Here is a 25,383-nt window from a genome sequence, read left to right as displayed (position 1 = left end):
GGTAAGGGAGGCGCGCGGCCGGACCAAATGGCCCGAATCCGCTATCGTGCGGGAAAGGCGGCGAATGCCGCATATGCTTATAAAGTGAAATCACAGTATAACGGGGCTTGCCTGCCGAGCATAGCCGACAACGAGATTCATTTAGAGATGTCCTTCACCCTACGTCCTTATCAGCGCGACGCGGTCAACGCGGCGGTGGATCATTTTCGCCGCCACGACGAACCGGCGGTGATCGTGCTGCCCACCGGCGCCGGCAAAAGCCTGGTGATCGCCGAGCTGGCGCGCCTGGCGCGCGGCCGGGTTCTGGTCCTGGCCCACGTCAAGGAACTGGTGGCGCAAAACCATGAAAAATTCCAGGCGCTGGGACTGGAGGCGGATATCTTCGCCGCCGGTCTGCAGCAGCGGGACAGCCGGGGCAAAGTGGTGTTCGGCAGCGTACAGTCCGTTGCGCGCAACCTGGATCAGTTCGACAGCGCGTTCTCATTGCTGATTATCGATGAATGCCACCGGCTCGGCGACGGCGACGACAGCCAATATCAGCAGGTCATCCGCCATCTGCGCCTCGCCCGGCCGGCGCTGCGCATCCTGGGGCTGACCGCCACGCCCTTCCGCCTCGGCAAGGGATGGATATACCAATACCACCATCACGGCATGGTGCGCGGCGACGAGCGCAGTTTCTTCCGCGACTGCGTCTATGAGCTGCCGCTGCACTATATGATCAAGCACGGCTTCCTGGTGCCGCCGGAGCGCCTGGATATGCCGGTGCTGCATTACGACTTCAGCCGCCTGTCGCCCAATATCAACGGCTACTATGCCGAGTCGGAGCTGAATACCGAAGTACGGCGGCAAAACCGCATCACGCCGCTTATCGTCGGCCAGATACAGGAGTACGCGGCGGATAAGCGCGGCGTGATGATCTTTGCCGCGACGGTAGAACATGCCCGCGAAGTCCTCGGCCTGCTGCCGCCCGCGCAGGCGGCGCTTATCAGCGCCGAAACGCCCCAGGCGGATCGCGACCGGCTGATCGACGCCTTCCGCCGGCAATCGCTACGCTACGTGGTTAACGTGGCGGTGCTGACCACCGGTTTTGACGCTCCCCATGTGGATATGATCGCCATCTTGCGGCCCACCGAGTCGGTCGGCCTGTACCAGCAGATTGTCGGGCGCGGACTCCGGCTCTATCCCGGCAAGACCCGATGCCTGATTCTCGACTATGCCGGCAACGGCCACGATCTATTTTCTCCCGAGATAGGCCAGGCCAAACCGGCCGGAACCGGCACGCCGGTCCAGGTATTCTGCCCGCTCTGCGGCTTTGCCAATATGTTCTGGGGCAAAACCACGCCGGAGGGCGAAGTCATTGAACACTACGGCCGCCGCTGCCAGGGTTTCGAGGAACAGGAAGATGGCGAACGCCGCCAATGCGATTTTCGCTTCCGCTGCAAGATCTGTCCGGACTGCGGCGCCGAAAACGATATCGCCGCCAGGCGCTGCCACGAATGCGATAAAATCCTGGTGGATCCGGACGATATGCTCAAGGCGGCGCTGCGGCTCAAGGACGCGCTGGTGCTGCGCTGCAGCGGCATGACGCTTGACTGCGGGGGCGACGGCAAAGGCGAATGGCTGCGCATCACCTACCATGATGAGGACGGCGCCGAGGTCGCCGAGCGTTTCCGGCTGCATACGCCGCCCCAGCGGCGGGTGTTCGAGCACCGTTTTCTGCGTCTGCACCAGCGGGCGCCGGGGGTGCCCTTTCCCTGGCAAACCGCCGCCGATATCCAGCGCGCGGCGGACCGGCTGCGCGCGCCGGATTTTGTCGTCGCGCGCCGCCAGGGCGCGTTCTGGCAGGTAAGGGAAAAGATTTTCGACTACCAGGGCCGTTATCGCCTGGCCCACGAATTGCGCGGCTGACGGGGTTTTATTTGCCCCGCCGGGGTATTTCCGGTAGAATTCCGCCCGCTTTACTTTAAAGCACGTCTATCCAACCTGCTGCTGGGTCGCCTGTAGCGGGGTTACTTTTTTAAGTATCGAGAAAATACATGTTAATTATTAATGCAGAAGTGCGTAAAGATCAGGGTAAGGGTGCGAGCCGCCGCCTGCGTCTAGCGAATAAGTTTCCTGCTATCGTTTATGGTGGCACCGAAGCGCCGGTCTCTATCGAGATGGACCACGAAATCGTGCTGAATACCCAAACCAAACCGGGTTTCTATAGCGACGTATTATCACTGGTTATCGACGGCGCCGAAACTCAGGTTAAGGTTCAGGCGGTACAACGCCATCCGTTCAAACCGAAACTGACTCATATCGACTTTGTCCGCGTTTAATCGCGACTAACCGATACGATAAAAGGACGCCGCTTACGCGGCGTTTTTTTTTGCCCCATGGCGCGGTAGGCCCGCCAACACCGTACTCACAGCAAACGTGTTCAAGGGAGACCGTGCCGATGGGGTTGAATCGGGCGTGGTTTTCCGCCCGACCGAAGCCCCATGGCGCGGTAGGCCCGCCAACACCGGGCTCATAGCAAACGTATTCAAGGGAGACCGTGCCGATGGGGTTGAATCGGGCGTGGTTTTCCGCCCGACCGAGGCCCCATGGCGCGGCAGGCCCGCCAACACCGTACTCTAGCTTCCGCCGTTCTGGCGACGGGTAAGCTGATCGCGCAGGTTCGGCGGCGTACCTTTGATGGTCAGGGTATCGGTGGCGGGGTCCCAGAAAATACGCTCGCCCAACAGCTGCGCGTCAAAATTCAGCGTAACGCCGCCGCCGCTGCCGGCATACTTGGTCAACTGGCGCAGGGTGCCGCGGTCGGCCGGAAAACTCTCCTCCAGCTCATACCCCGCCCCGCTGGCAAACGCCTGAAAGGTTTTATCGCCCACCGGCGGCAGGGTCTCGGACAGCTCGGCCACCGCGATCTCCTCGCCGGACGACAGCTGATCCTTACAGTAGCTGTATACCTGCTGGCGCACATTCTGCCGCTCGCTTTTATCAAGCTGGGCATCGGCGCAATAATCATCCACCGCCTGCAGCAGCCCGCGATTCTGCGCTTTGGCGTCCAGCCCTTCGCTGGCGGCGAGGAAATCCATAAAAAAGTCGGACACCTTACGGCCCACCCGTCCCTTCAGGAACGTCAGATAGCGCGCAGACTGCGGATTGGTATCCCATTCGGTCAGATCGATACGCGCCACGATATCCGCATGGTTTATATCCAGATAATGGGTACTGCTGATATCAAGCTGTTCATTCACCCGCATACTGCTCAGGCTGTTCAACACCGCGATCAACAGATATTCCACCGCCAGGTAGCGGTACTGGCAAAACAAAACGACGCCGCCCTCGGCAAAAGGATATTTGGCCAGTTCGTCGCGCAGCCTGCCGGTGGCGGCGCGGGTAAACGCCAGGAAGTCTTCATCGCCCTTACGGCAGCTGCGCAGCGCCGACGCCAGCTCGCTGCCCTCGTTAAACAGACCGTAGGCTTTGTTTTTCGCGCTATATACCCGGTGCAGCTCCGCCATCATCTCCTCCACCGCCGCGCTGGGGGACAAAAGCGAATCGCGCAATACCAGTTCCAGCGTTTGCTCATCGCGTTTGATAAGCTGATGCAACGCTATCTGGTCAATATCCAGACTCATGATTTATTCTCCTTCGGGCCAGGTGCGTATTCAAACACTGAATAGCCCGCAGCTCAACCGGTGTTGCGCTGGCACAGCACATTGCGCAGGGGCGCCCCGGCTGAAAAGCGATAAAAAAGCGGAAAAAGCGGAGTTGATACGGTAAGATAGCGGACTTTAACAGATTACTAAGAATATATTATGCCGCAAGCATCCCGTTATAGCGACGAAGAGGTTGAAGCATTGCTGGGCGAACTGTCGGCGGTGCTGGAAAAGCACCGTACGCCAACCGATTTGTCGCTGATGGTATTGGGTAATATGATTACTCATGTGATCAACACCAGCGTGGCGCCGGAACAGCGCAAAACCCTGGCAAACTCCTTCGGCGAGGCGCTGCTCTCCTCCGTCCGGACTCACGATACGCATTAATGAGCTGCCAAGACTGATTTATGGTGACAAATAGCCAGCGCTACCGTGACAAAGTTTCCCAAATGATCAGTTGGGGTCACTGGTTCGCCCTTTTCAACATCCTGCTTAGCCTTGGGCTCGGCAGCCGCTATCTTTTTGTCGCCGACTGGCCCGGCTCGCTGCTGGGCCGCGTTTTCGCGTTCACCAGCTGGCTCGGCCACTTTAGTTTTATCGTTTTTACCCTTTACCTGCTGATTATCTTCCCGCTGACCTTTGTAGTGATGTCGCAGCGACTGCTGCGCTTTCTGTCGGCCATTATCGCCACCGCCGGGCTGACGCTGCTGCTGGTGGATACCGAGGTGTTTACCCGTTTCCACCTCCACCTTAATCCGGTGGTCTGGGAACTGGTGGTCAACCCCGACGAAGGTGAGCTGGCGCGCGACTGGCAGCTGATGTTTATCGGCATCCCCATCATCTTCCTGGTGGAAATGCTGTTCGGCACCTGGTCATGGCAAAAGCTGCGCAGCCTTAACCGGCGTAAAATCGGCAAGCCCGTGGCTATCGTGCTTATCTGCGCCTTTTTCGCCTCGCACATTATCTATATCTGGGCGGACGCCAATTTCTACCGGCCGATTACCATGCAGCGATCCAACCTGCCGCTATCCTACCCCATGACCGCGCGCCGCTTCCTGGAGCGGCACGGCCTGCTGGATGCGCAGGAATACGAGCGCCGCCTGGTGCAGCAGGGCAATCCCGAGGCGGTGGCGGTGGAATACCCGTTAAGCCCGCTGCAATTCCAGAATAAAGGCAGCGGATATAACCTGCTGATCATCGCCACCGGCGCCCTACGCAACGATACCGTCGACCAACAGATGCCGGCGTTAAAGCAGTTCGCCGCCGACAACGTGCGTTTCACCAACCATTTCAGCACCGGCAATCATGCGGATACCGGGCTGTTCGGGCTGTTTTACGGCATTTCGTCTTCTTATATGGACGGCATCCTGGCGGCGCGCAAGACCTCGGTATTATTCGATGCGCTCGGCAAGCAGGGCTATCAGCTGGGCCTGTTCTCATCCAACGGCTTCGGCAGCCCGCTGGACAGGCAGGCGCTGCTGACCGATTTCAGCCTGCCGGAGCCGGTCAGCCAGCCCGACAGCCAGACCGCCCAGCAATGGCAACAGTGGCGCGCGGCGTCCACCGGCGATGCGCCCTGGTATTCTTACGTGGAATTCAACGGCACGGATATCAACGCCGGCCTGAATAACAAGCCCAACCTGGCGGAGCATTACCAGCAAGGCGCTCAGCGCCTGGACGGCTATATCGGCCAGATTATCGCCACCCTGCGCGCCAGGGGAGACCTGGAGCATACGGTGGTGGTGATTACCGCCGCCAACGGGCTGGAGCTCAACGATCGCAAGAACGGCCATCGGGAAGCCGGTACACGCCTTAACCGATACCAGTTGCAGGTGCCGCTTATCATCCACTGGCCGGGCACGCCGCCGCAGGTGGTGACCAAGCTGACCTACCACAACGATGTCACCGCCACGCTGATGCAGCGCCTGCTGCATGTCGCCACCGATGCCAGCGACTATACCCAGGGCGAGGATCTGTTTGCCCCAAGGCGGAGCAACGATTGGGTGGTCAGCGGCGATAACGGCACGCTGGTTATCAATACGCCGACCCAGAGCATCGTGCTGCAAAGCAACGGTGATTACCGCACCTACGATCTTAATGGCGACGTTATTCATAACGCCAAACCGCAGCTGGCGCTGCTTTTGCAGGTACTAACGGACGAAAAACGCTTTATTGCCAATTAACTGCTTAAATCTAAAGCAGTCAATTCAATGGGCTATTGCAATCAACGCAGGACAAGGTAGTATAGGCGCCCATGCAGTCGGCATGTAGCGCAGCCTGGTAGCGCACCGTCATGGGGTGTCGGGGGTCGGAGGTTCGAATCCTCTCATGCCGACCAATCATCCTGAAGAAAACCAACCACTTGTGGTTGGTTTTTTTTCGTCTGAAGCATGGTTGAAAAGCCAGGCGGCGGCTTAAGCGCGGGCGCCGGGTCTGGCGCAGGTCTTTATAAACATGATTGCCTGCCCTCCTCGTCTTCCCGTTTCATTCTCGCGCGAATGCCACCCTCAATGCGCAGGGTCTCCGCCATAGGCTCATAGATAGCCCCTTGCGTAGCGGCCACCGGCGGGGCTTTATGAACTTCGCGGTCGGCGATGTCCGCTGACAGCCGCTCGGTCAAATCCGGGAACAGATGATGGGAAATATTGGAGGAACCGGCCTTCCAGCCGACGGGCGTTTCTTCCTGTGGATTGACGCAGGCCCCGACGATGGCATCCACCACCAGCGCGGGATCGTCCATCGCCGCCATGCGCGGCGCATGGCCGCTGTAATTGGCGGCATGCAACCACCAGGGCGTATCCACGGCCCAGGGCATTATGGTCGCCACCTTGATATTGGCGGCGCTGCCATCCAGACGCAGCTCTTCGTTGAGCGTGCGGCTGAGGCTCAGCACCGCGGCCTTGGAGGCGGCATAGGATGCCTGATAGGCCAGGGGCACTTCGCTGTCGATCGACCCGGTGTTTATCAGGGTGCCGAACCCCTGCATGCGAAATTGCCGGATTGCCGCGTGGGCGCCAAACAGGAGCCCTTTCAGGTTAACGTCGATAATGCGCGCATGATCCGCCGGCGGAATATCCCAGAATAGCCCCAGGGCGCCGATACCGACGTTATTGATCCAGATATCGATGCCGCCAAACCCTTCCAGCGCCGCCTGGGCCAGATGCTCGACGTCGGCGGCGTCACTGACATCGGTCCGCACCGCCAGCGCCGCGCCGCCGGTGGACCTGATGTGTGCGGCCAGATCTTCCAGCGCCGCCTCCCGCCTTGCGGCAAGCACGACGTTCGCGCCCAGTTGCGCGAGTTTGAGCGCCGTTCCCCGGCCAAAACCGCTGGATGCGCCGGCGATGACGACGGTCTTCCCCTTGAGATCGTGCTGGTGTGCTGACATGATGGATATCTCCATTTAATTAGCGCGCTTACCCAAAATGGGGAAATCCATCTCCCTGACCTGGAACCCTGGCCAGGGGACATAGTGCCGCGCGGAAGGCTATACCGATAGGTTCGCAATGGAATACGTCGGGATAGCCTCAATATAGTTGAAGATACTGCAGCGGGCAAAACCGTGGTTGTGACGCCCACCGCCGCCACGCGGCGGCGCTAGGGTTATTGCATGCTGGCGGCTATCGTCTCGACATTGTGTTTAAAGGCCGCCTCGTAGGTCGTCGCGGGCCCGCCGGCTTTCGATAACGATTCCGGATACAGTTCGCCACCCGGCTGCGCGCCGCTGGCGGCCGCCACCTGCTTCACCAGGCGCGGGTCGGTTTGATTTTCAATAAAGTAGGTTTTGATATGCTTTTCCTTAATCTGCCTGATCAAGCCGGCGACGTCGCTGGCGCTGGCTTCGGCTTCAGTGGAGAAACCGACCGGGGCGAGGAACTCCACGCCATACTCGGCGCCGAAATAACCAAAAGCATCGTGGCTGGTAATCACTTTACGTTTGTCCGCCGGGATGGCGGCGAAGGTGCTTTTTGCCCAGCTGTCCAGCTTTTCCAGTTTTTGTATATAAGCGCTCCCTTGCCGGCGAAAATAATCCGCATCCTCAGGATCCGCGGCAATCAACGCCTGCATAACATTGCGGGCATAAACTGCGCCGTTTTTGGCGCTGTTCCATGCATGAGGGTCGGTGACGGTTTTGCCTTCCTCTTCCATGTTGCGCGTGTTTACGCCCGTGGACGCGGTAATGATCTTGCCCTTATAGCCTGACGCCGTGATCAGGCGATCCATCCATCCTTCCATCCCCAGGCCGCTGACAAACACGACGTCGGCTTTATTTAACGCCTGGCTGTCTTTCGGCGCCGGCTCAAAACTGTGGGGATCGCCATCCGGGCCCACCAGGCTGGTCACGGTGACATGATCCCCGCCAACCTGTTTTACGATATCGGCCAGTACGGAAAAACTGGCTACCGTATCGACCGTTTTGGCCAACACGGCGGGGCTCGACACCATCATGGCCACCGCTAATGGTAGGGTTAAACGATTCAATTTTCTCTCCTTGCTGATAAACGCGCGCTATAAACGCCAGTTATTGTTACTTTATAACATAACATGTAGCGCGATTTGCTGGCAAGACTTAACGCCGGCGGTCATCATTTATTCAGCTATAGAAAGCCAAAAAAGATATTTTTATTTTTATTACATGCGTAATAAGGTGGTTGCGCATATGTAATGGCGCTGTATTTATTTTGAGATATTTTGTATTGGCAGAATATGATGATTGTTTCAAGGAGCTGTAATGAATGTTATTACCCTGGCCGGTAGTCCGCGTTCGCCCTCGCGTTCGGCGGCGCTGTTGACTATCGCCCAGCGCTGGCTGGAGGGACGGGGTATTAAGGTTACCCCCTGGAATGTGTTTAATTTTAACGCGGAAGATTTGCTGTACGCGCATTTCGACAGCCCCGCGCTCAATGACTTTGTCAGGCAGCTTGCCGGAGCCGATGGCGTGATTATCAGCACGCCTATTTATAAAGCCTCGTTCAGCGGCGCGCTGAAAACCCTGCTGGATCTGCTGCCGGAGCGCGCGTTCGAGCATAAAGTGGTGTTGCCGCTGGCCACCGGCGGCTCGGCAGGGCATATGCTGGCGCTGGATTATGCCCTCAAGCCGGTGCTTAACGCGCTGAAAGCCCAAGAGATCCTGCACGGCGTTTTCTCAGAAGACAGCCAAATCACCCGCTACGATGGCGATCCGTTGTTAAGCGCCGCGCTTGAAGGCAGATTGCTGGAATCCCTGGAGACCTTTACCCGCGCACTGGAAAGGCAATCGCAATTCAGCCCCTTGCATATCTCATCAGCCTCGTAGGCCTCGGCAGCGCCGCTGACAGGCGCGACGTGGAGAATAGAGTAAACCTTATGAAATTAGCTTGGTTTAATGACGGTAAACACCCCATATCCTTATTTTTAACGGGAGGATAAGCGATGCAGGGGAGAATTGGCTATATAGGCTGGCGGCTGTTCCAGATTTTGCCCACCACGTTTACCATTGTGCTGTTGGCCTTTGTGTTAATGAAATTAGCGCCCGGGGATGTTATTGATGTCGTGGCAGGAGAATCAGGCGGGGCCACGCCGGAATATATGGCGGAAATGCGTGAATTATATGGGCTGAATATTCCGATCTGGCAGCAGTTTATTCATTATCTCGAGTCGCTGGCGCATTTCGACCTGGGCTATTCCTTTCGGGAAAACATGCCTGTTGCCGACTTAATCCTCAGCCGGTTGACTGCGACCATTTCCCTGTCTTTAACGGCGATTATTTTCGCCCTGTTGGTTGGCGTGTTGCTGGGCATTATTGCCGCGCGCTACCGAGGTTCCTTCTTGGACGGGCTGATCTCGGTTTTTTCCACCATCGGTTTTGCCACGCCTTTATTCTGGATTGGCTTGTTGCTGATCGTCGTATTTTCCATTAATTTGCGCTGGTTTCCGGTGAGCGGCATCGCCACCGTCGGCGCCGACTACGCCAGTCAGGTCTATTACCTACTGGACGTAGCAAGGCATTTGATCCTGCCGGCGTTATCGCTGAGCCTGTTCTTTCTGTCGATGTATGTCCGCATCACCCGTTCCTCAATGCTGGAAGTCTATGGACAGGACTTCGTGCGCACGGCCAGGGCCAAAGGATTAAGCGAATGGCGGGTAATATTCGGCCATATCCTGCGTAATGCCGCGCTGCCGATTATTACCATTACCGGCCTGGAAATCGGCGGACTGCTCAGCGGTTCGGTGGTGGTGGAAACCGTCTTCGGCTGGCCGGGTATCGGCCGGCTGGCCTACGACGCGGTATTTTCCCGCGACCTCAACCTGCTGCTGGGCATTTTCTTGCTCAGCTCCTTTCTGGTGGTGCTGATGAATCTGCTGGTGGATTTGATCTATGTCGCGCTGGATCCGCGCATCGGGAGACGCCGCCCATGATATCTCGCGGTTTTCGCGCGCGGCTGGCCCGCTCATATTCCACGCAGATTGGCCTGCTGTTATTGTTGCTGATCCTGTGCGGCGCGGCGGCGGCGTCCTATTTTTTCCCCGGCGACCCGCGCAATATGGTCGGCAGCCCGACGATTTGGCCCGGCGCCGATGCCCGGTTTCCCCTCGGTACCGACATGATGGGCCGCGATATGCTTTCCGGCCTGCTGTATGGCGCCCGCACCTCGCTGATGATCGGCCTGTTCGCCACCGCGCTTTCCGTGGTGCTCGGTATTGTCATCGGCGTGATCGCGGGTTATTTCGGCGCATCCTGGGTTGACGATATCCTGATGCGCCTGACCGAAGTGTTCCTGACCATGCCGCGCTTACTCTTTGCCATCGCCCTGGTGATGGTGCTGGGTCCCTCGACATTCAGCATTTCCCTGGCGCTGGGCGCGACCTCCTGGCCGCAAATCGCGCGCCTGGTGCGCGGCGAGGCGCTGCGCGTGCGCGAAATGGAGTTCGTGCGCGCCGCCGCCACCATCGGGCTTGGACACCTGCGCATCATCACCCGCCATGTCTTGCCCAACAGCATCGCGCCGGTGATGGTGGCCTCGTCGGTACTGGTGGCGCAGGTTATTTTATCCGAGGCGTCGTTATCCTTTCTCGGGCTTGGCGATCCCAGCGTGGTGACCTGGGGGGGCATGGTCGGCTCAGGGCGCGAGGTGCTGCGTACCGCCTGGTATATGACCGCCCTGCCCGGCCTGGCTATTTTCGTGACCGTTATGGGCTTTATGCTGATCGGCAACGGCCTGAACGATATTTATAACCCACGCCTGCATAGGAAGTAGATTACGATGGCAACAGAAGAGAAACCGACCGCCGCCGTCGACGGACCGATACCGCTCAAGCTGCTTGACGTGCGGGATTTACGTATTGGTTTTAATGGCGAAGAGATTGTGCACGGCATTTCTTTTCATATTAAGCCGCATGAAAAGGTCGCCCTGGTGGGCGAGTCCGGATCGGGTAAAAGCGTGAGCGCCATGAGTTTATTACACCTGATCCCCGGCGCCAGCGTGTCCGGACAGGCGCTGTACGGCAATACCGATCTGCTCAAGCTGCCCGAGGCGGACGTACGCGCCGTCAGCGGCAAGGATATTTCGATGATTTTCCAGGAGCCGATGACGGCGCTTAATCCCCTGCATCGGGTCGGGGAACAGATTGCCGAAGTTTACCGGCTAAAGCGGCGGATGGGCCGTAAGGACGCCTGGGAGCATGCCGTGGCCCGGCTCGCGGAAACCGGCATCGCCGAGCCGGAACGGCGCGCCAATGCCTATCCGCACCAGCTTTCCGGCGGGCAGCGCCAGCGCGCCATGATAGCCATGGCGCTGGCCGGCGAGCCCAAACTGCTGCTGGCTGACGAACCGACCACCGCGCTGGATGTGACCCTGCGGCTGCAAATCCTTGAACTGTTGTCCGCTTTGCAGCGCAAGAACGGCTTATCCATCCTGCTTATTACCCACGACCTGCACCTGGTGCGCCGTTTCGCCGATCGGGTCATTGTCATGGAAGCCGGCAATATCGTGGAAGTCGCCCCGACCGAACAGCTGTTCCAGGCGCCAAAACATCCCTACACCCGTCAGTTGATCAACAGCCGTCCGCAACGGGACATCGGCGCCGTCGCCGCAGACGACGCCGGGCAGCACCCGCGCCTGGAGGGCAAAGACCTGCAGATAAGCTACCCGGTTTCGCATCCGGGAATAGGCAACTGGTTCCGGCGCCACCGATTCCAGGCGGTCAAAAATGCCGACTTCGTGTTGCGGCGCGGACAAACCCTGGGCGTTATCGGCGAGTCCGGTTCAGGCAAAAGCACGCTGGCCGCCGCGGTGCTGGGACTGATGGATCATGAAGGCTCGCTGCTTATCGACGGCATGTCGTGGCAGCAGGCCAATGCGCACTCTTCCCTGGCGCGCCGGTCGCAACGGCGCAAAATACAGGCGGTATTCCAAGACCCCTTCTCTTCCCTGTCCCCGCGCCTGAATATTGCCCAGGTGGTGGGCGAAGGCCTGCATTTCCATCATCCCGAACTGTCGGCGCGGGAGCGGGAGCGGCGTATTACCGCGATCCTCGGCGAGGTGGGTCTTAACGAAACCCAGTTTCCGGGGCTGCTGCACCGGTATCCCCATGAATTTTCGGGCGGCCAGCGCCAGCGCATCGCCATTGCGCGGGCGCTGATTATCAACCCCGATATTCTGGTGCTGGACGAGCCTACCAGCGCTCTGGACGTTACCATCCAGCGGCAAATCATTACCCTGCTGCAGCGACAGCAGCGCGCGCATGGTCTGAGCTATCTGATCATTACCCATGATGTGGCGGTGGTGGCCGCCATGGCGCACCGGATTATCGTCATGAAGGAGGGTAACGTGGTCGAGGCGGGGGACGCCATGACCCTGCTGAACGCCCCGGTCCATCCCTACACGCGCAGCCTGATCCTGGCGGCGGCCTGATACCCGGCACGCGCATGGCGCCAGGGGCGGGCGCCTGCCCCGCTGGCCGGCGTGTACCTAAAAAACGGGGTGCTGCCCGCCGTCCACCGAGATAAATGCCCCGACCACATAACTGGCGCGTTCGCTGGCCAGGAACAACACCACGTCGGCAACTTCCTCGGGACGGCCGAAACGGCGCAGCGGCAGTCCGCCGCTGAGCCGGCTTAGCGCCTCTCCGGACGTTATCCCCAAGCGCCGGGCTTCATGATCGACGGTCTGATCAATGCGATCGGTTAAGGTATAGCCCGGATTGACGGCATTAAGCCGGATGCCGTAACGCGCGTAATACTGTCCGAGTCCCAGGGTGGACAACAGCAGCGCCGCATTGGCCGCCCCGCCCGCCACATGCGACGGATGCGGCACCCGCGCGCCGGTGCCGATAATATTGACCACGGCGCCTACCTGGCGCGCCGGCGCGCCGGCGCCCGCGGCCTGCGCCACCCAGCGTTTGAGTACCGCGTCCTGGGCGTGGATATAGGTATAATATTTGGCGTCCATGGCGGCATGCCAGGCGGCGCTGTCGAGGGATTCCGGCGGGTTGCGGCGCGCGGCGCCCGCGCTGTTCACCAGGATATCAATCGGCCCCAACTGCCGGGCCAGCTGTTCGACGGCGGCCTCCGCCTCATCGCTGTGGCTAAGATCGGCACGCGCCACGGCAATCTCCGGCCCGTCATCCGCCAGCGCCAGCCGCGCCTGCGCCAGATTGCGCGTATCCCGCGATACGATGCCCACCCGCGCGCCCTCGCGCAAAAAAGCCCGGGCGACGGCCAGGCCGATGCCTTTGCTGCCGCCGGTGACCAGCACCACTTTCCCCGCTAATCCGAGTTCCATAACCCCGCTCCTTAAATTTTTGTATTGATCGGCGGCAGTATGCCGTTTAAATAAAAATCCCCCACCGCCCGCGCCTTATACGCCACGGGATCGTGGGTGGTATGGGTACGCGCGTTGCGCCAGTGTCGGTCAAGGTTAAGCGCCGTCGAGGTCGCCGAGGCGCCGCCAAGACGGTAGATCATTTCGCTCACCCTGACGGCGGCCTCGGAAGTGGCGTATTTCGCCTCCGCCACCGCAATCGACGCCTCCCCCAGCAGGCGATCGCTCGCCTCGCTGCCGGCCCATTGTGCCGCCAGGGCGTGGTCCAGCGCTTGCGCCCCGCGCTCAAGCAGGGTTTCCGCACCGTGCGCGATAATGGCCATTTCACCGACGGTATGCAGCACATACGGATCGGCGGTGGCGCCGCTGACGCCGCTTTCGCGCAGCGCGCGCGCCTGGTTACGCCCGTAAGCGCAGGCGTCCTCCAGGGCCGCCCGGGCGATGCCGGCGTCGATGGCGGCATGGATCAGCTGCGCGAACCCGCCTTCATGGGTGCGGCGCTGGCCATAGGCGGGAATGCGTAAGATCTCCCCCTCGGCGATAAGCACATTGTCAAACACCGTGGTGCCGCTGGCGGTGGTGCGCTGTCCCATGCCGTCCCAGTCGTCGCTGACGGTCACGCCGGGGCGATCCACCGGGACGAACACCGCCGCCCGGCCCCCCTCCTCATGCACCGCCGTGACCAGAATAAGGCTGGAGAACAGACTGCCGGTGCTGTAATACTTGCGCCCGTGCAGGCGCCACTCCCCATTTTTCCGCGTCAGCCGGGTGGCCACGTCGCCGATAAAGGCGCCGTCACGTTCGGCGGCGGCGTTGCCCATCATTGCCCCCCGCAGCACCCGATCGAAGTAGTGCCGCTGCTGCGCGGCGCTGCCATATAACCGCAGTTTTTCCAGATTGGCGAATTGCGGCGCGATCGCCTGGGCGATATTGGGATCGCCCGCCGCCAGCAGGCATATCACGCGGGAAAATGTCGTCAAGTCAGCTTCCAGGCCGCCGTATTCCCGCGGTACCCGCATCGACAGCAGCCCGCTTTGCCGCAGCGCGCGGATTTCCTCGTGGGGCAAGGCCCGCTGGCTATCGCGCCGCGCCGCGCCGGCGGCGAAACGCAGCCTGAATTGCTCCGCCGCCGCGATAAGCCCGGACGTATCGTCTTCTCGCCCGCCTGGGCGCAAGGCGTGTTGCTGGTCATGGTCTGTCGGCATACCTGTTCCTTAATAATGATCGCGCGCCGCATAGCGGCTGGCCGGGCGCGCCAGACCCATAATCTCCCGGGTGGTCGCGCCCTGATAGCGCCGGCGATATACCCCGCGCCGCTGCAGCTCGGGCACCACCAGGTCGACAAAATCCGCCAGGCCTCCGGGCAGCCAGCCCGGCATGATATTAAACCCGTCCGCGCCGCCCTCCTGGAACCAGGCGGTCATCATATCGGCGATATCCGCCGCGGTGCCGGTAAGCACCGGATGGCCCCGGGCGATGGCCACCTGCAAATATAAATCACGGATGGTGAGGTTATCGCGCCGGGCGATATGCCGGAGCAGCGCGATCCTGCTGTTGGCGCCCTCCCCGCCGGCCGCCGGCAGGTCGGGCAACGGCCCGTCCAGGGGATAACCGGACAGGTCGATGCCGCCCAGATGGTGCTCAAGCTGCGCCAAGCCAACCTCGGGGTGGATAAGCGATTGCAGATAATCGAATTTTTCCTGCGCCTCGCCCCGGGTGCGGCCCACCACCGGAAACAATCCCGGCAAAATACGCAGCGCGCGCGCCGATCGCCCCGCCGCCCGCGCCTGGCTCTTTAACTGGCCATAAAACGATTGCGCGTCCGCCAGGGTGGTCTGCGCGGTATAGATAACCTCGCCCACACTGGCGCCGAGCGCCATGCCGGCCACCGATGAACCGGCCTGCACCAGCAGGGGGTGGCCCTGCGGCGGCCGGGCGATGTTCAGGGGACCGCGCACGCTGAAAAATTCGCCCCGGTGGTCCAGGGCATGCAGTCCTTCCGGCCGGAAATAGACGCCCGCGTCCCGCTCGGCCACGATGGCATCATCATCCCAGCTGTCCCACAGGCCGCGCACCACGTCGACAAACTCCCCGGCGCGGCGGTAGCGCTCCCCGGCGGGCGGGATGGACCCGGCGCCGAAATTTTCCGCCTCCGCATCGCTTGAGGAGGTGACGATATTCCATCCCGCCCGGCCGCCGCTCAGGAAATCGAGCGAGGCGAATTTGCGGGCGATATGGAAAGGCTCGTTAAAGGTGGTCGACGCCGTGGCGATAAGCCCGATATGCCGTGACGTCTGGCTCAGGGCCGACAGCAGCGTTATGGGTTCAAAATGCGCCTTTGGCCCCCGCCCAAGGCGTTCGGCCGAACGGTCGCGGATGGCCAGGCCGTCAGCGAGGAAGAACAGGTCGAACAGACCGCGTTCGGCGATCTCCGCCACCTGCCGGTAGTGGGCGAAATCCATTGGCCCCAGGGGATTAACCTGTTGGTGGCGCCAGCTGGCCAGATGCCGGCCGGTCATCTCGACAAACACGCCGAGGTTCATTTCATGCCGCGCCGCGCCGCTCATGCTGGCGCTCCCGTCGCCCGGCCGGCATAACGGTTGGCCGGCCGCGCCAGCCCCAGATGGTCGCGCAGGGTAGCGCCGGTATACTCGTGGCGAAACAAGCCGCGCCGGCGCAGTTCCGGCACCACCTGGTCGATAAATTCCAGCAGGCCGCCGGGCAGCCAGGGCGCCATGATATTAAAGCCGTCCGCCCCGCCGCCGGTAAACCGTTCCTCCAACTGGTCGGCAATTTGCGCCGCCGTGCCGAAAATCGCCCAATGGCCGCGCGTGCCGGTGACATGCCAGTAGAGCTGGCGGATGGTCAGATTTTCACGCCGGGCGAACGCCGCCAGCAGCCCCTGCCGGCTCTGGTTTCCCTGCGTCGGCGGCAGTTCCGGCAGCGGCCCGTCGATGGGGTAGGACGACAGATCAACGCCGCCCAGGTGGCGGGCCAGGACCGGCCAGCCGATTTCCGGGTCGACCCATGACTGCAATTGCTCGAATTTTTCCCGGGCATGAGACTCGGACTCGCCGATAATAGGGAATACGCCCGGCATGATTTGCAACTGATCGGGATGGCGCCCGTAAGCCGCCATCTTCTGTTTAACGCTGCGGTAAAACGTCCGCGCATCCTCAAGCGTTCGCTGGGCGGTAAAAATCACCTCGGCCCGGCGCGCGGCCAGGTCCTGCCCGTCGTGCGACGACCCCGCCTGCACCAGCACCGGCTGCCCCTGGACCGGGCGCGAGATATTCAGCGGGCCCCGCACCTTAAAAAACCGCCCCTGGTGATCCAGCACATGCAGTTTGCGCGGGTCGAAAAAATGCCCCGTCGCTTTATCATTGAGCAGCGCGTCGTCTTCCCAGCTGTCCCATAATCCCTGCACCACGTCCACGAACTCCTGGGCGCGCTGGTAGCGCAGGCCGTGCTCCATAACCTCGTCACGATTAAAATTCAGCGCCTCGCCCAGCGTCCAGGAGGTCACCACGTTCCAGCCCGCCCGTCCCCCGCTGATATGATCGAGCGAAGCGAACTTGCGCGCAACATTGAACGGCTCGTTATAGCTGGTGGAGGCGGTGGCCACCAGCCCGATTTTTTCGGTTACCATCGCCAGGGCGGACAGCAGGGTGAGCGGTTCATAGTTCACCGTGCGCGTCGTTCGGCCGATATATTCGTCCTCCTCGTACTGGAAAGTCATCTGATCGCCTAAGAAAATCATATCAAACTTGGCCGCTTCGGCCCGGCGGGCCAGCAGTTTGAAATGCTCCAGGTTCATGCCGGCGTTAACCGGGGCGTCGGGATGCCGCCAGGCGCCGATGTGATGGCCGACATCCTGTAAAAACGCGCCCAGGCGCAGCTGTTTTTTCTGTTGTGTCAAGGTTAGCGCTCCGCTTGTTTACCCTGCTTCCACCCGCCCCCATCAGTCATACATGGTGATGGGGGGCGGCGTCTGGTTAAGGTAATAATTGCCGACCACGCGATAGCGGTGATTGATCGGGTCGTGGGTGGTATGGGTGCGTGCGTTGCGCCAGTGGCGGTCAAAGTTGTTCTCACGCAGCGTCGCGGAAGAGCCGCCGACCTCGTAAATCAGCTCCGCCGCCCTGAGGGCGGCGCCGTTGCAGACGATTTTCGCCTCGGCCGTGGCGATGGAGCCGTCTATCAGCTTCTGCTCCAGTTCATCCCCGGTCTCGCCGCCGTGCCAGGCGGACGCCGCGGTGTCCACCAGCGCGGCGGCGCGCAGCAGGGCCGCCTCGGCGCCATGCGCGTGGGCGATGATATTGCCGATGGTATGCTGGACAAACCAATCGTCGACGGAGCGCTGTACCCCGGAATCGGCGCGCGGCCGCGCGCCGCGATGCGCCCAGGCCACGGCGTCGTCCAGAACCGCCAGAGCGATGCCCACCTCAATGGTGGAATGCAGCATTTGCGTGGCCGCCGGCTGGTAGTTGCGCTTTTTGCCCTCGTCGCTGGTGTAGAACATCACCTCCTCGTCCGCCACCGCGACATCCAGGAATTCGGTGGTGCCGCTGGCGGTTAACCGTTGCCCCATGCCGTCCCAATCGTCGTGCTGCACAATGCCCGGCCGGGCGCGGGGCACAAACGCCGAAACTGTGTCGCCGCGATCATCCTTAGCGGTAACCCGCAGTCGATCCGCCATCAGGCCCCCCGTGCTGTAGAATTTTTTACCGCGCAAACGCAGCCCCTGCGGCGTTTGCACCAGCCGGGTGGTCATCTCCGCCACGAACTGCCCGCCGCGTTCGCCGGTCGCGCCGCTGATTAAATCGCCGTGCAGCAATCCGTGGAAATAACGCGCCTGCTGGGAGGCGGTGCCCGTCAGGCGAATACGCTCCACCGAGGTGAAATGCGGGATCAGCACCTGGGCCACGTTGGGATCGCCCTTCGCCAGCAGGATGACGATGCGCGCCAGTTCCGCATAAGACAGTTCGGGCCCGCCATAGGCCCCGGGCACCCGCGCCGCGCCGATACCCGCCCGCAGCACCCAGTCCAGTTCCGCATGGGGCAGAATACGTTCCTTGTCCCGTCTCGAGGCGTCGGCCGCCAGCCTGGCGCCGAGTTCCGCCGCCCGGGTTATCACATCGCCGGCGCGGGTATCAATCCCGGCGACCGCTTCGGCAAATCGGCCGGCCGGCCCGGCGTCGATGGTGGAAGAAGATAAAGACATAAAGACCCTCGCTTGGGACCGTTAAGTGGTGGCATCAACGCCGTCGCCATCAGGGCTGTTCGGCGATCCAGGCGTCGCGAAAACCGGAGTGCGCGCCCGCCGGGGAAAAATCCAGTCCGTGCAATTTACGGTTGTATACCGTGAAAAAAGGCGCTTCCATTACCGGAAGCAACGGTAAATCAGTCAGGGTTTGCCGTTGAAACTGACCAATAATGGCGATGCGCCGTTGTGGATCGACCTCATTTTGATAGGCGGCTATCAGCCGGTCCGTTTCCGGGCTGGAGTACGCGAACGCATTGGCGTAGGGCACCCCCGGGGATTGTGCTTTGGAGTCAAACACCCGCGTCAACCCCATTTGCGGGTCGAGCATCACGCCGAAGCCCTGGAAAATAATATCGAAGTCATAGTCCGAATAGACTTTTTTCAGGAACGTGGCGTTATCCAGCGGTGAGAACGCGAGATCGATACCGATCTTGCTGAATTCCTGGCGCAAAAACTCTCCCGCCAGCAGGAACTGGCCGGAGCTGGGATCGGTATACAGACGCAGGGTGAAACGCTTGCCGCCGGCTTTCACCGGATAACCCGCCTCGTCCAGTAATTTACCCGCTTTCGCCACGTCGTAATCATAACGGGGAATATCGTCCGTATAGAACCGGGTCAGGGATGCGGGCACCACGCTGTATTCCGGCTTGCTTTGCCCATACCAGACGGTATCGATTAACCGCTGGCGATCGATGATATGGGCGATAGCCTGCCGCACTTTCACATTGGATAAAACAGCCGATCGCAGGTTAAAGCCTATAAAATAGGTCTGCGCGGCATAGGCATAGCCGCGGGATTCAAATTTGAGCTCGGGATTTTTTTTCAGGCGCGCTATATCGGAAAAGGGTACGCCGGCATAGGGAATATAGGATACTTCCCCCGATTCCAGCGCGCCGCTGCGGGCGGCCGCGTCCGGGATAAACCGGTAAATGACCCGATCCAGATAAGGTTTGCCCTTATCCCAATAATCGGGATTTTTCTCCAATACCACATATTGCCCCCGTTTCCATTCTTTAAAGCGAAAAGGACCGGTGCCGATGGGCCGCGCATTTTCAGGGTTCTTGCGAATATCGCTGCCGTCGAAAATATGTTTCGGCACCACTTGCGATTCCGCGCCGTCCAGCGCGCTTAATATTACCTGCGAGGGTGAGCTGAGGCGGAATATGGCCGTATAGTTGTCCGGGGTCTCCACATCTTTTAATGCCGAGAAGGTCGATCGCCCGCGCGAATGCACTTTTTTCCAGACTTCCAGCGCCGAGTATTTTACATCCGCCGCGGTAAAGGGCTGCCCGTCGTGCCATTTAACGCCCTGGCGCAGGTGAAAAGTGATGCTCAATCCGTCCGGCGCCACTTCCCAGGAAGTCGCCAGGCGGGGCTGGGGCTGAAACCTGTCGTCGTAATACACCAGGCCGTCAAATATATTGGCTGAAATCACGCGATTGGCATATTGGTTGTTATAGGTCGCCGTCAGCGTGACCGGCTCGGGATAAATAGCGGCAATCAGGGTTCCTCCCCTGACGGGCGCCGGTTCCACCGCCCCGGCCGCGCCCAGAAAACTGGATGCCAGCAGGAGCGCTCCCACGGATAAGGCGGACAGGCATGATCTTAACATCTGTTTAAACCTTTTATTATAAATAATGGTTCCGGATCTGTGCAGGCGATGTTTTTCAACAGCGGAGAAAGTCTATCCCGGCGAAGATAACTTAATTAAATATCAATAATTGCTGTTTATAGACAACTTTGTGCTATCGAATTTATTACTGAGCTGGTTCTAAGTTAATTCAAAAAAAGCATTGGCTAAAAGCAGCCTTAATTTATATTTTAGGGTGTTTCCAAATTGTTAATGAAAGAAAGTTTTTTTATTACCACACGCCGGACCAGATAATTACCGAGGATGTAAGGTCATCATTTATGCCTATTTTTCAGCTGCCTTTGCCAAAAATCATTTTTGCCGCTATCGGCATCAGTTTTACCCTGACCGTCTGGCCCGCCCTGGCCGCCGGCGGTAATCTGGTCGCCCTGGTGCAACCCGAGCCCGTTGCGCTGAACACCGCCTTTAATACTAATTTTCCTAACGGCGTGGTTTCCAATAATATCTATGAAGGCCTGGTGTCCTATAACCAGGAGATGCAGCCGCAGCCCAGCCTGGCGACCTCCTGGGAAGTGGCGCCGGACGGATTGAGCATCACTTTTCACCTGCGCCAGGGCGTTAAATGGCACGACGGGCAGCCCTTTACCGCGGCGGATGTAAAATACTCGGCGCTGGAAGTCTGGAAAAAAGTCCATCCGCGGGGACGCACCACGTTTGCCGCGCTCAAGGACGTGGAAACGCCGGATGACCATACCGCGGTGTTTCGCCTCGAACATCCCTCTCTGGTGATCTTAAGTTCGCTGAACGCCAACGAGGCGCAGATTTTACCGGCGCATCTGTTTGCCGGCACCGACGTGCGCACCAGCCCTTATAATGCCAAACCGGTGGGCACCGGCCCCTTCAGGTTTGTGCAATGGCAGCGGGGACAATATATTGCGCTGGAACGCAACCCCGACTATTGGGACAGCGGCAAGCCCAAGGTCGATAAGGTTATCTTTAGCATTATCCCCGACGCGGGATCGCGCGCCGCCGCGTTGGAAACCGGCGACGTGCTGTATGCTCCCTATGATTCGGTGCCCCTTTCCGATGTAAAGCGCCTTAGCCAGAACCCGCAGTTGGTGGTGACCAAGCAGGGCTACGATTCGTCGGCGGCCTATACGTTTTTGGAATTCAACCTGCGCAACCCCATTTTGGCCAACCTGAAGGTGCGCCAGGCCATCGACCGGGCAATCGATAAACAGGCGCTGGTGGACGTGGTCTGGTACGGCCTGGGTAAACCCGCCACCGGTCCCGTTCCCTCGTCGCTGAAGCGTTTTTATACCACCGACGGCGTGCCGCAGTATGCCTTCGATCCCGCCGCCGCCGAGAAGCTGCTGGACGAAGCGGGCTACCCGCGCAAGGCCGGCGGCGTACGTTTCCGCCTCGCCATCGACTATTTCCCGGTCAACGACGGTTTCAAGAATCAGGCGGAATTTATCCGCCAGAGCCTGAGCAAGATAGGCATTGAGCTGACGGTACGTAACCAGGACCTGGCGACATTTATCAAGCGCATCTACAGCGATTACGATTTTGATATCGAGACCGGCCGCTGGGTGCCCATGATGGACCCGCAGATCGGCGGCCTGCGCCACTACTGGAGCAAAAATATCGCCCAAGGCACGCCCTGGTCCAATGCCTCGAATTACACCAATCCCAACATGGACCGGATTATCGAGCGGCTGCAGGTGGAAATAGACCCCGGCAAGCGCGCGGGCGAATTCCATGAATTCCAGCGTCTGGCCCAGACCGACCTGCCGGTTATTCCCCTGGTGGAACAGCAGAATTTCACCGTCTACAGCACCCGGCTTCACGGCGTGAGCACCGCGCCGGACGGCGCCTTATCGTCGCTGAAAGATGTCTCTTTGCAACCTGAAGGAAAATAATATGAGTTTGTTCTCCGCCAACGATCCCGGCGCGACGGCCCGGCACGAGGCGCGGTTGGATCTCGCCGCCGCGCACCGTCTCGCGGTCTGGCACGATTTCAGTGAAGGCATTTATAATCATTTCACCCTGGCGGTGCCGGGCAGCGACGATCGCTTCCTGCTGCCGCCTTTCGGCCTGCATTGGTCGGAAGTGCGGGCCAGCGAGCTGATGACCATCGGTTTTGACGGCACGCAGCTGGACGGGGAAGGCATCATCCAGCGTTCCGCTTACTGTATACATGCGCCGATCCATGCCGCCCATGCCAAACACCAGGCGGTGTTCCATACCCATATGCCCTATGCCGGCGCGCTGACCCGGCTGGAAAGCCAGCATCTGCTGGCGCTCGGCCAGACCGAGGCGCTGCTGCTCGACCAAATCGCCTACGACGAGGGTTACGACGGCCTGGCCCGCGATCCGCGGGAAGGCGAACGGCTGGCGGCGATCCTGGGCGAAAAGACCATTCTGTTTATGGGCAATCACGGCGTACTGGTGACCGGGCGCTCCACCGCCGAAGCCTACGATCGGCTGTATACCCTGGAGCGCGCGGCGCGGGTGCAGCTGTTTGCCCTGTGGACCGGCCAGCGACTGCGGGGATTGAGCGCGGAGCAGGTGGATAAGGTACAGGACCAGATTCATAACACCCCACTGCACGATGCGCCGGGCGCGCAGTACAAACCCGGCTATCAGCTGCATTTCGACGCGCTGCGGCGTCTGCTTGACCGGCGCGAGCCCGACTATCGTGACTGACCTGGCCTCAGGGGATGATGCCCCGCTAACTTTTTCCCGGCTACTGGCGGCGGCCGGGCAATTCAGCGCCCAGTTCAGCGCCGGCGCCGCCCGCCGCGACCAGGAGCGGCTGTTGCCCAAGGCGGAAATCGCCGCGCTGGCCTCCTCGGGCCTGCTGGCGGCACGGGTCGCGCGCGCATACGGCGGCGGCGAGGTCAGCCTGACCCAATGGGTGCGCCTGATGCTGCCCCTGGCCAAAGGCGATCCGAATATCGCCCAGGCCATCCAGCCCCACGCCTGCGGCATCGAAAAGCTGCGCATTTACGGCACCCCGGCGCAGCAGCGGCGCTACCTCGGCGCCATCGGCGACGGCGCCCTGATCACCAATGCCTCCGCCGAACGCCATACCGGCGCGGTCGGACAAATCGCCACGCGCCTGGTCCGGGAAGGCGCCGGCTGGCGTTTGGACGGCACCAAGCACTATGCCACCGGCAGCCTGTTCGCCCACTATTTTTATGTCCTGGCCAATGATGACCAGGGCGGCCGGGCGCTGGCGCTGCTGCCGGCGGACAGGGCCGGCGTCCATATCCAGGATGACTGGAACGGCATGGGGCAGCGTACTACCGCCAGCGGCAGCGTGACTTTTACACATGTCGCGCTGGCCGACGACGAAATCCTGCCGCTGCCGGAATGGAAAACCCGCCGCACGTATGAAGGCGCCTTTGCCCAACTGCTGCACGCGGTAATCGATACCGGCATCGCGCTGGCCGCGCTGGAGGATGCCGCCGATTACGGCCGCAACCGCGCCCGGCCCGTCAGCGACGCCGGGGTTGACCGGGCCGGCGATGACCCGTATGTCCAGCAGGCGGTGGGAGAAATGTCGGTGCTGGCTCATGGCGCCGAAGCCATGGTTGGGCGCGCCGCCGGCGTGCTTGAGCAGGCCATGGCGTTATTCTGGCGCGGCGCGGACGCCGAACGCGCCCTGGGCGAGGCCTCGGTCGCCGTCGCCGAAGCCAAGGTCGCGGCCGAACAGGCAGCCCTGCGCGTGAGCGAAATGCTCTACCGCGTCGGCGGCGCCGGCGCGACGATACAGCCGCTGAACCTGGACCGGCACTGGCGCAATGCGCGCACGCATACCACCCATGATCCCATCGCCTACAAAACCAAGATCATCGGCGATTTCGTGCTAAACGACCGTTTGCCCCCGATCGGCACTAAAATTTGAGGTTACCTATGCATTATCCCGTTTTGCCGCCGCTCCCGCCGGACAGCCCCCTGGGCATAGCCATGAAACAGCCGCTGATGCTCGGGCTGTTTTTACCCATCCATAACGGCGGCTGGACCATGTCGTCCTATCCCCGGGGCACCGACTGGACCTTCGATTACAATGCCGCGCTAACGCGCCAGGCCGAGGCGCTGGGATTTGAACTGGTGTTCGGACCGGCGCACTGGTTGCCAAAGGGCGGGTTCGGCGGAGAAATCCGCTATCGCGAAACGGCGCTCGACACCCTGATGACCGCGGCGGGCCTGGCGGCCATTACCGAACGCATCCTGCTGATTTCCACGGTGCATATTTTTTATGGCCCCTGGCATCCCCTGCATTTGGCCAAGTTCGGCGCGACGCTTGATCATATGTCGGGGGGCCGCTGGGGCCTGAACGTCGTCACCGGTTTCCGTAAAGACGAATGGGCCATGTTCGGCCAGGAGCAGCCTGGCCACGACCAGCGCTATATCCTTGCCGACGAATATGTTTCGCTGCTGCAGCAGCTTTGGGCCGGCACGGAAAACCTGGATTACCACAGCGACCGGTGGCGGTTGAACCAGGCGTTTGTCACGCCCAAACCCCGTTATGGCCGGCCCGTGATAGTCAGCGCCACCAGTTCGGCCGCCGGCATCGCCCATGCGGTACGTCAGGCTGACCTGATTTTCGTGACCAGCCCCGCCGGCGCGTCGTTCGAGGCGGCCATCGATGCGCTGCCGGATATTACCCGCCAGGTCAGGACGGCGGCACAGGCAATCAACCGCGACGTGCGGATCCTGGTCAATCCGATGATTATCGCGCGCGATACCGAAGCCGAAGCGCAGGCGGTATATCAGGCGATCATCGCCCAGGCCGACCATGGCGCGGTGGACGGATTTTTCCATACCCACGCTACCGGCGATAGCCGGTCCTGGCGCGGCCACCAGCGGGATGAGCGTATTGTCGGCGGCAATATCCAACTGGTGGGCACGCCGGAGCAGATCACCGAACAAATCCTCCGGCTCAAGGCTATCGGCTGCGACGGACTGCAACTGTGTTTTGTCGACTATCAACCCGAGCTGGCTTATTTCGGCCAACGGATCCTGCCGCTGCTAAAACAGGCGGGCCTGCGTTATTAACGCATTATT

At 60.7% G+C, this 25,383-nt stretch carries 21 protein-coding genes and 1 tRNA gene; 13 read left to right on the top strand and 9 right to left on the bottom strand.

Annotation, left to right across the window (positions count from 1 at the left end; translation table 11 throughout):
- Nucleotides 1-147 precede the first annotated feature (147 nt).
- Together ACL2XF_RS03110 and rplY are read left to right on the top strand one after the other, a co-directional pair.
- Nucleotides 148-1,908 (top strand): DEAD/DEAH box helicase, encoded by a 1,761-nt coding sequence (locus tag ACL2XF_RS03110; RefSeq protein ID WP_410014287.1) that lies wholly within the window; start codon nt 148-150, stop codon nt 1,906-1,908.
- A 128-nt stretch (nt 1,909-2,036) separates the two neighbouring features.
- On the top strand, nt 2,037-2,321 hold the full coding sequence (gene rplY / locus ACL2XF_RS03105; protein ID WP_410014286.1) for a 50S ribosomal protein L25: 285 nt from the start codon (nt 2,037-2,039) through the stop codon (nt 2,319-2,321).
- Nucleotides 2,322-2,618: 297 nt separating this feature from the next.
- Here the strand turns inward: rplY and yejK are convergent, their stop codons facing one another.
- Nucleotides 2,619-3,626 carry a nucleoid-associated protein YejK gene (yejK, locus tag ACL2XF_RS03100; protein WP_413727975.1) on the bottom strand — a complete coding sequence of 336 codons (1,008 nt, stop codon included), beginning with the start codon at nt 3,624-3,626 and terminating at the stop codon, nt 2,619-2,621.
- Nucleotides 3,627-3,806: 180 nt separating this feature from the next.
- Between yejK and ACL2XF_RS03095 the strand changes: the two genes are divergently transcribed.
- The 3 genes from ACL2XF_RS03095 (at nt 3,807) to ACL2XF_RS03085 (ending at nt 5,985) form a co-directional block, all read left to right on the top strand.
- Complete coding sequence (locus ACL2XF_RS03095) at nt 3,807-4,034, top strand: YejL family protein (RefSeq protein ID WP_410014284.1); 228 nt, start codon at nt 3,807-3,809, stop codon at nt 4,032-4,034.
- 20 nt (nt 4,035-4,054) lie between these two features.
- Entirely contained in the window at nt 4,055-5,830 is a 1,776-nt protein-coding gene (gene yejM, locus ACL2XF_RS03090) for an LPS biosynthesis-modulating metalloenzyme YejM (protein ID WP_413727974.1), read from the top strand.
- Between the two features lie 78 nt (nt 5,831-5,908).
- Nucleotides 5,909-5,985, top strand: a tRNA-Pro gene (locus ACL2XF_RS03085).
- A gap of 108 nt (nt 5,986-6,093) precedes the next feature.
- Here the strand turns inward: ACL2XF_RS03085 and ACL2XF_RS03080 are convergent.
- Both ACL2XF_RS03080 and ACL2XF_RS03075 read right to left on the bottom strand, forming a co-directional pair.
- Nucleotides 6,094-7,035 (bottom strand): SDR family NAD(P)-dependent oxidoreductase, encoded by a 942-nt coding sequence (locus ACL2XF_RS03080; RefSeq protein ID WP_410014282.1) that lies wholly within the window; start codon nt 7,033-7,035, stop codon nt 6,094-6,096.
- 215 nt (nt 7,036-7,250) lie between these two features.
- On the bottom strand, nt 7,251-8,096 hold the full coding sequence (locus ACL2XF_RS03075; RefSeq protein ID WP_410016769.1) for a metal ABC transporter substrate-binding protein: 846 nt from the start codon (nt 8,094-8,096) through the stop codon (nt 7,251-7,253).
- A 283-nt stretch (nt 8,097-8,379) separates the two neighbouring features.
- Between ACL2XF_RS03075 and ssuE the strand changes: the two genes are divergently transcribed.
- From ssuE to ACL2XF_RS03055, 4 genes are all read left to right on the top strand, one after another.
- The gene (gene ssuE, locus ACL2XF_RS03070; RefSeq protein WP_413723295.1) at nt 8,380-8,943 is read left to right on the top strand and encodes an NADPH-dependent FMN reductase; all 564 of its coding nucleotides are present in this window, start codon (nt 8,380-8,382) and stop codon (nt 8,941-8,943) included.
- 116 nt (nt 8,944-9,059) lie between these two features.
- Nucleotides 9,060-10,046, top strand: coding sequence for an ABC transporter permease (locus ACL2XF_RS03065; protein ID WP_410014280.1), 987 nt, complete (start codon nt 9,060-9,062; stop codon nt 10,044-10,046).
- Nucleotides 10,043-10,885, top strand: a complete 843-nt coding sequence (locus ACL2XF_RS03060; RefSeq protein ID WP_410014279.1) for an ABC transporter permease — start codon at nt 10,043-10,045, stop codon at nt 10,883-10,885. Before ACL2XF_RS03065 ends, ACL2XF_RS03060 begins: the two co-directional genes overlap by 4 nt.
- 6 nt (nt 10,886-10,891) lie before the next feature.
- The gene (locus tag ACL2XF_RS03055; RefSeq protein WP_410014278.1) at nt 10,892-12,541 is read left to right on the top strand and encodes an ABC transporter ATP-binding protein; all 1,650 of its coding nucleotides are present in this window, start codon (nt 10,892-10,894) and stop codon (nt 12,539-12,541) included.
- A gap of 57 nt (nt 12,542-12,598) precedes the next feature.
- Here ACL2XF_RS03055 and ACL2XF_RS03050 read toward each other — a convergent pair whose 3' ends face one another.
- The 6 genes from ACL2XF_RS03050 to ACL2XF_RS03025 are packed head-to-tail and all read right to left on the bottom strand — an operon-like array spanning nt 12,599 to nt 20,328.
- Entirely contained in the window at nt 12,599-13,411 is an 813-nt protein-coding gene (locus tag ACL2XF_RS03050) for an SDR family oxidoreductase (protein WP_413727973.1), read from the bottom strand.
- A gap of 11 nt (nt 13,412-13,422) precedes the next feature.
- Nucleotides 13,423-14,655 carry an acyl-CoA dehydrogenase family protein gene (locus ACL2XF_RS03045; RefSeq protein WP_413727972.1) on the bottom strand — a complete coding sequence of 411 codons (1,233 nt, stop codon included), beginning with the start codon at nt 14,653-14,655 and terminating at the stop codon, nt 13,423-13,425.
- Between the two features lie 9 nt (nt 14,656-14,664).
- On the bottom strand, nt 14,665-16,017 hold the full coding sequence (locus ACL2XF_RS03040) for an LLM class flavin-dependent oxidoreductase (protein ID WP_413727971.1): 1,353 nt from the start codon (nt 16,015-16,017) through the stop codon (nt 14,665-14,667).
- Entirely contained in the window at nt 16,014-17,369 is a 1,356-nt protein-coding gene (locus ACL2XF_RS03035) for an LLM class flavin-dependent oxidoreductase (RefSeq protein ID WP_410014274.1), read from the bottom strand. The genes ACL2XF_RS03040 and ACL2XF_RS03035 overlap by 4 nt, the downstream gene beginning before the upstream one ends.
- Nucleotides 17,370-17,411: 42 nt before the next feature.
- Nucleotides 17,412-18,674, bottom strand: a complete 1,263-nt coding sequence (locus tag ACL2XF_RS03030; RefSeq protein WP_413727970.1) for an acyl-CoA dehydrogenase family protein — start codon at nt 18,672-18,674, stop codon at nt 17,412-17,414.
- Nucleotides 18,675-18,723: 49 nt separating this feature from the next.
- Nucleotides 18,724-20,328, bottom strand: a complete 1,605-nt coding sequence (locus ACL2XF_RS03025) for an ABC transporter substrate-binding protein (RefSeq protein WP_413727969.1) — start codon at nt 20,326-20,328, stop codon at nt 18,724-18,726.
- A 299-nt stretch (nt 20,329-20,627) separates the two neighbouring features.
- Here ACL2XF_RS03025 and ACL2XF_RS03020 point away from each other — a divergent pair, with 299 nt between their 5' ends.
- Genes ACL2XF_RS03020 through ACL2XF_RS03005 form a run of 4 tightly spaced genes read left to right on the top strand, consistent with a single transcriptional unit; the run spans nt 20,628 to nt 25,374 of the window.
- The gene (locus tag ACL2XF_RS03020) at nt 20,628-22,229 is read left to right on the top strand and encodes an ABC transporter substrate-binding protein (RefSeq protein WP_413727968.1); all 1,602 of its coding nucleotides are present in this window, start codon (nt 20,628-20,630) and stop codon (nt 22,227-22,229) included.
- A 1-nt stretch (nt 22,230) separates the two neighbouring features.
- Nucleotides 22,231-23,016: a class II aldolase/adducin family protein gene (locus ACL2XF_RS03015; protein WP_410014270.1), complete on the top strand. Its 786-nt coding sequence runs from the start codon at nt 22,231-22,233 to the stop codon at nt 23,014-23,016.
- Complete coding sequence (locus ACL2XF_RS03010) at nt 23,009-24,220, top strand: acyl-CoA dehydrogenase family protein (RefSeq protein WP_413727967.1); 1,212 nt, start codon at nt 23,009-23,011, stop codon at nt 24,218-24,220. Before ACL2XF_RS03015 ends, ACL2XF_RS03010 begins: the two co-directional genes overlap by 8 nt.
- Nucleotides 24,221-24,228: 8 nt before the next feature.
- Nucleotides 24,229-25,374, top strand: a complete 1,146-nt coding sequence (locus ACL2XF_RS03005) for an LLM class flavin-dependent oxidoreductase (RefSeq protein WP_413727966.1) — start codon at nt 24,229-24,231, stop codon at nt 25,372-25,374.
- The last annotated feature ends 9 nt before the right edge of the window (nt 25,375-25,383 follow it).

Origin of the sequence: Sodalis sp. RH19 (assembly GCF_047324215.1) — a bacterium.
Lineage (GTDB): Bacteria > Pseudomonadota > Gammaproteobacteria > Enterobacterales > Enterobacteriaceae > Acerihabitans.
Note: the sequence above shows the minus strand (reverse complement) of the source record. Positions and strands in the feature narration are given on the sequence as shown.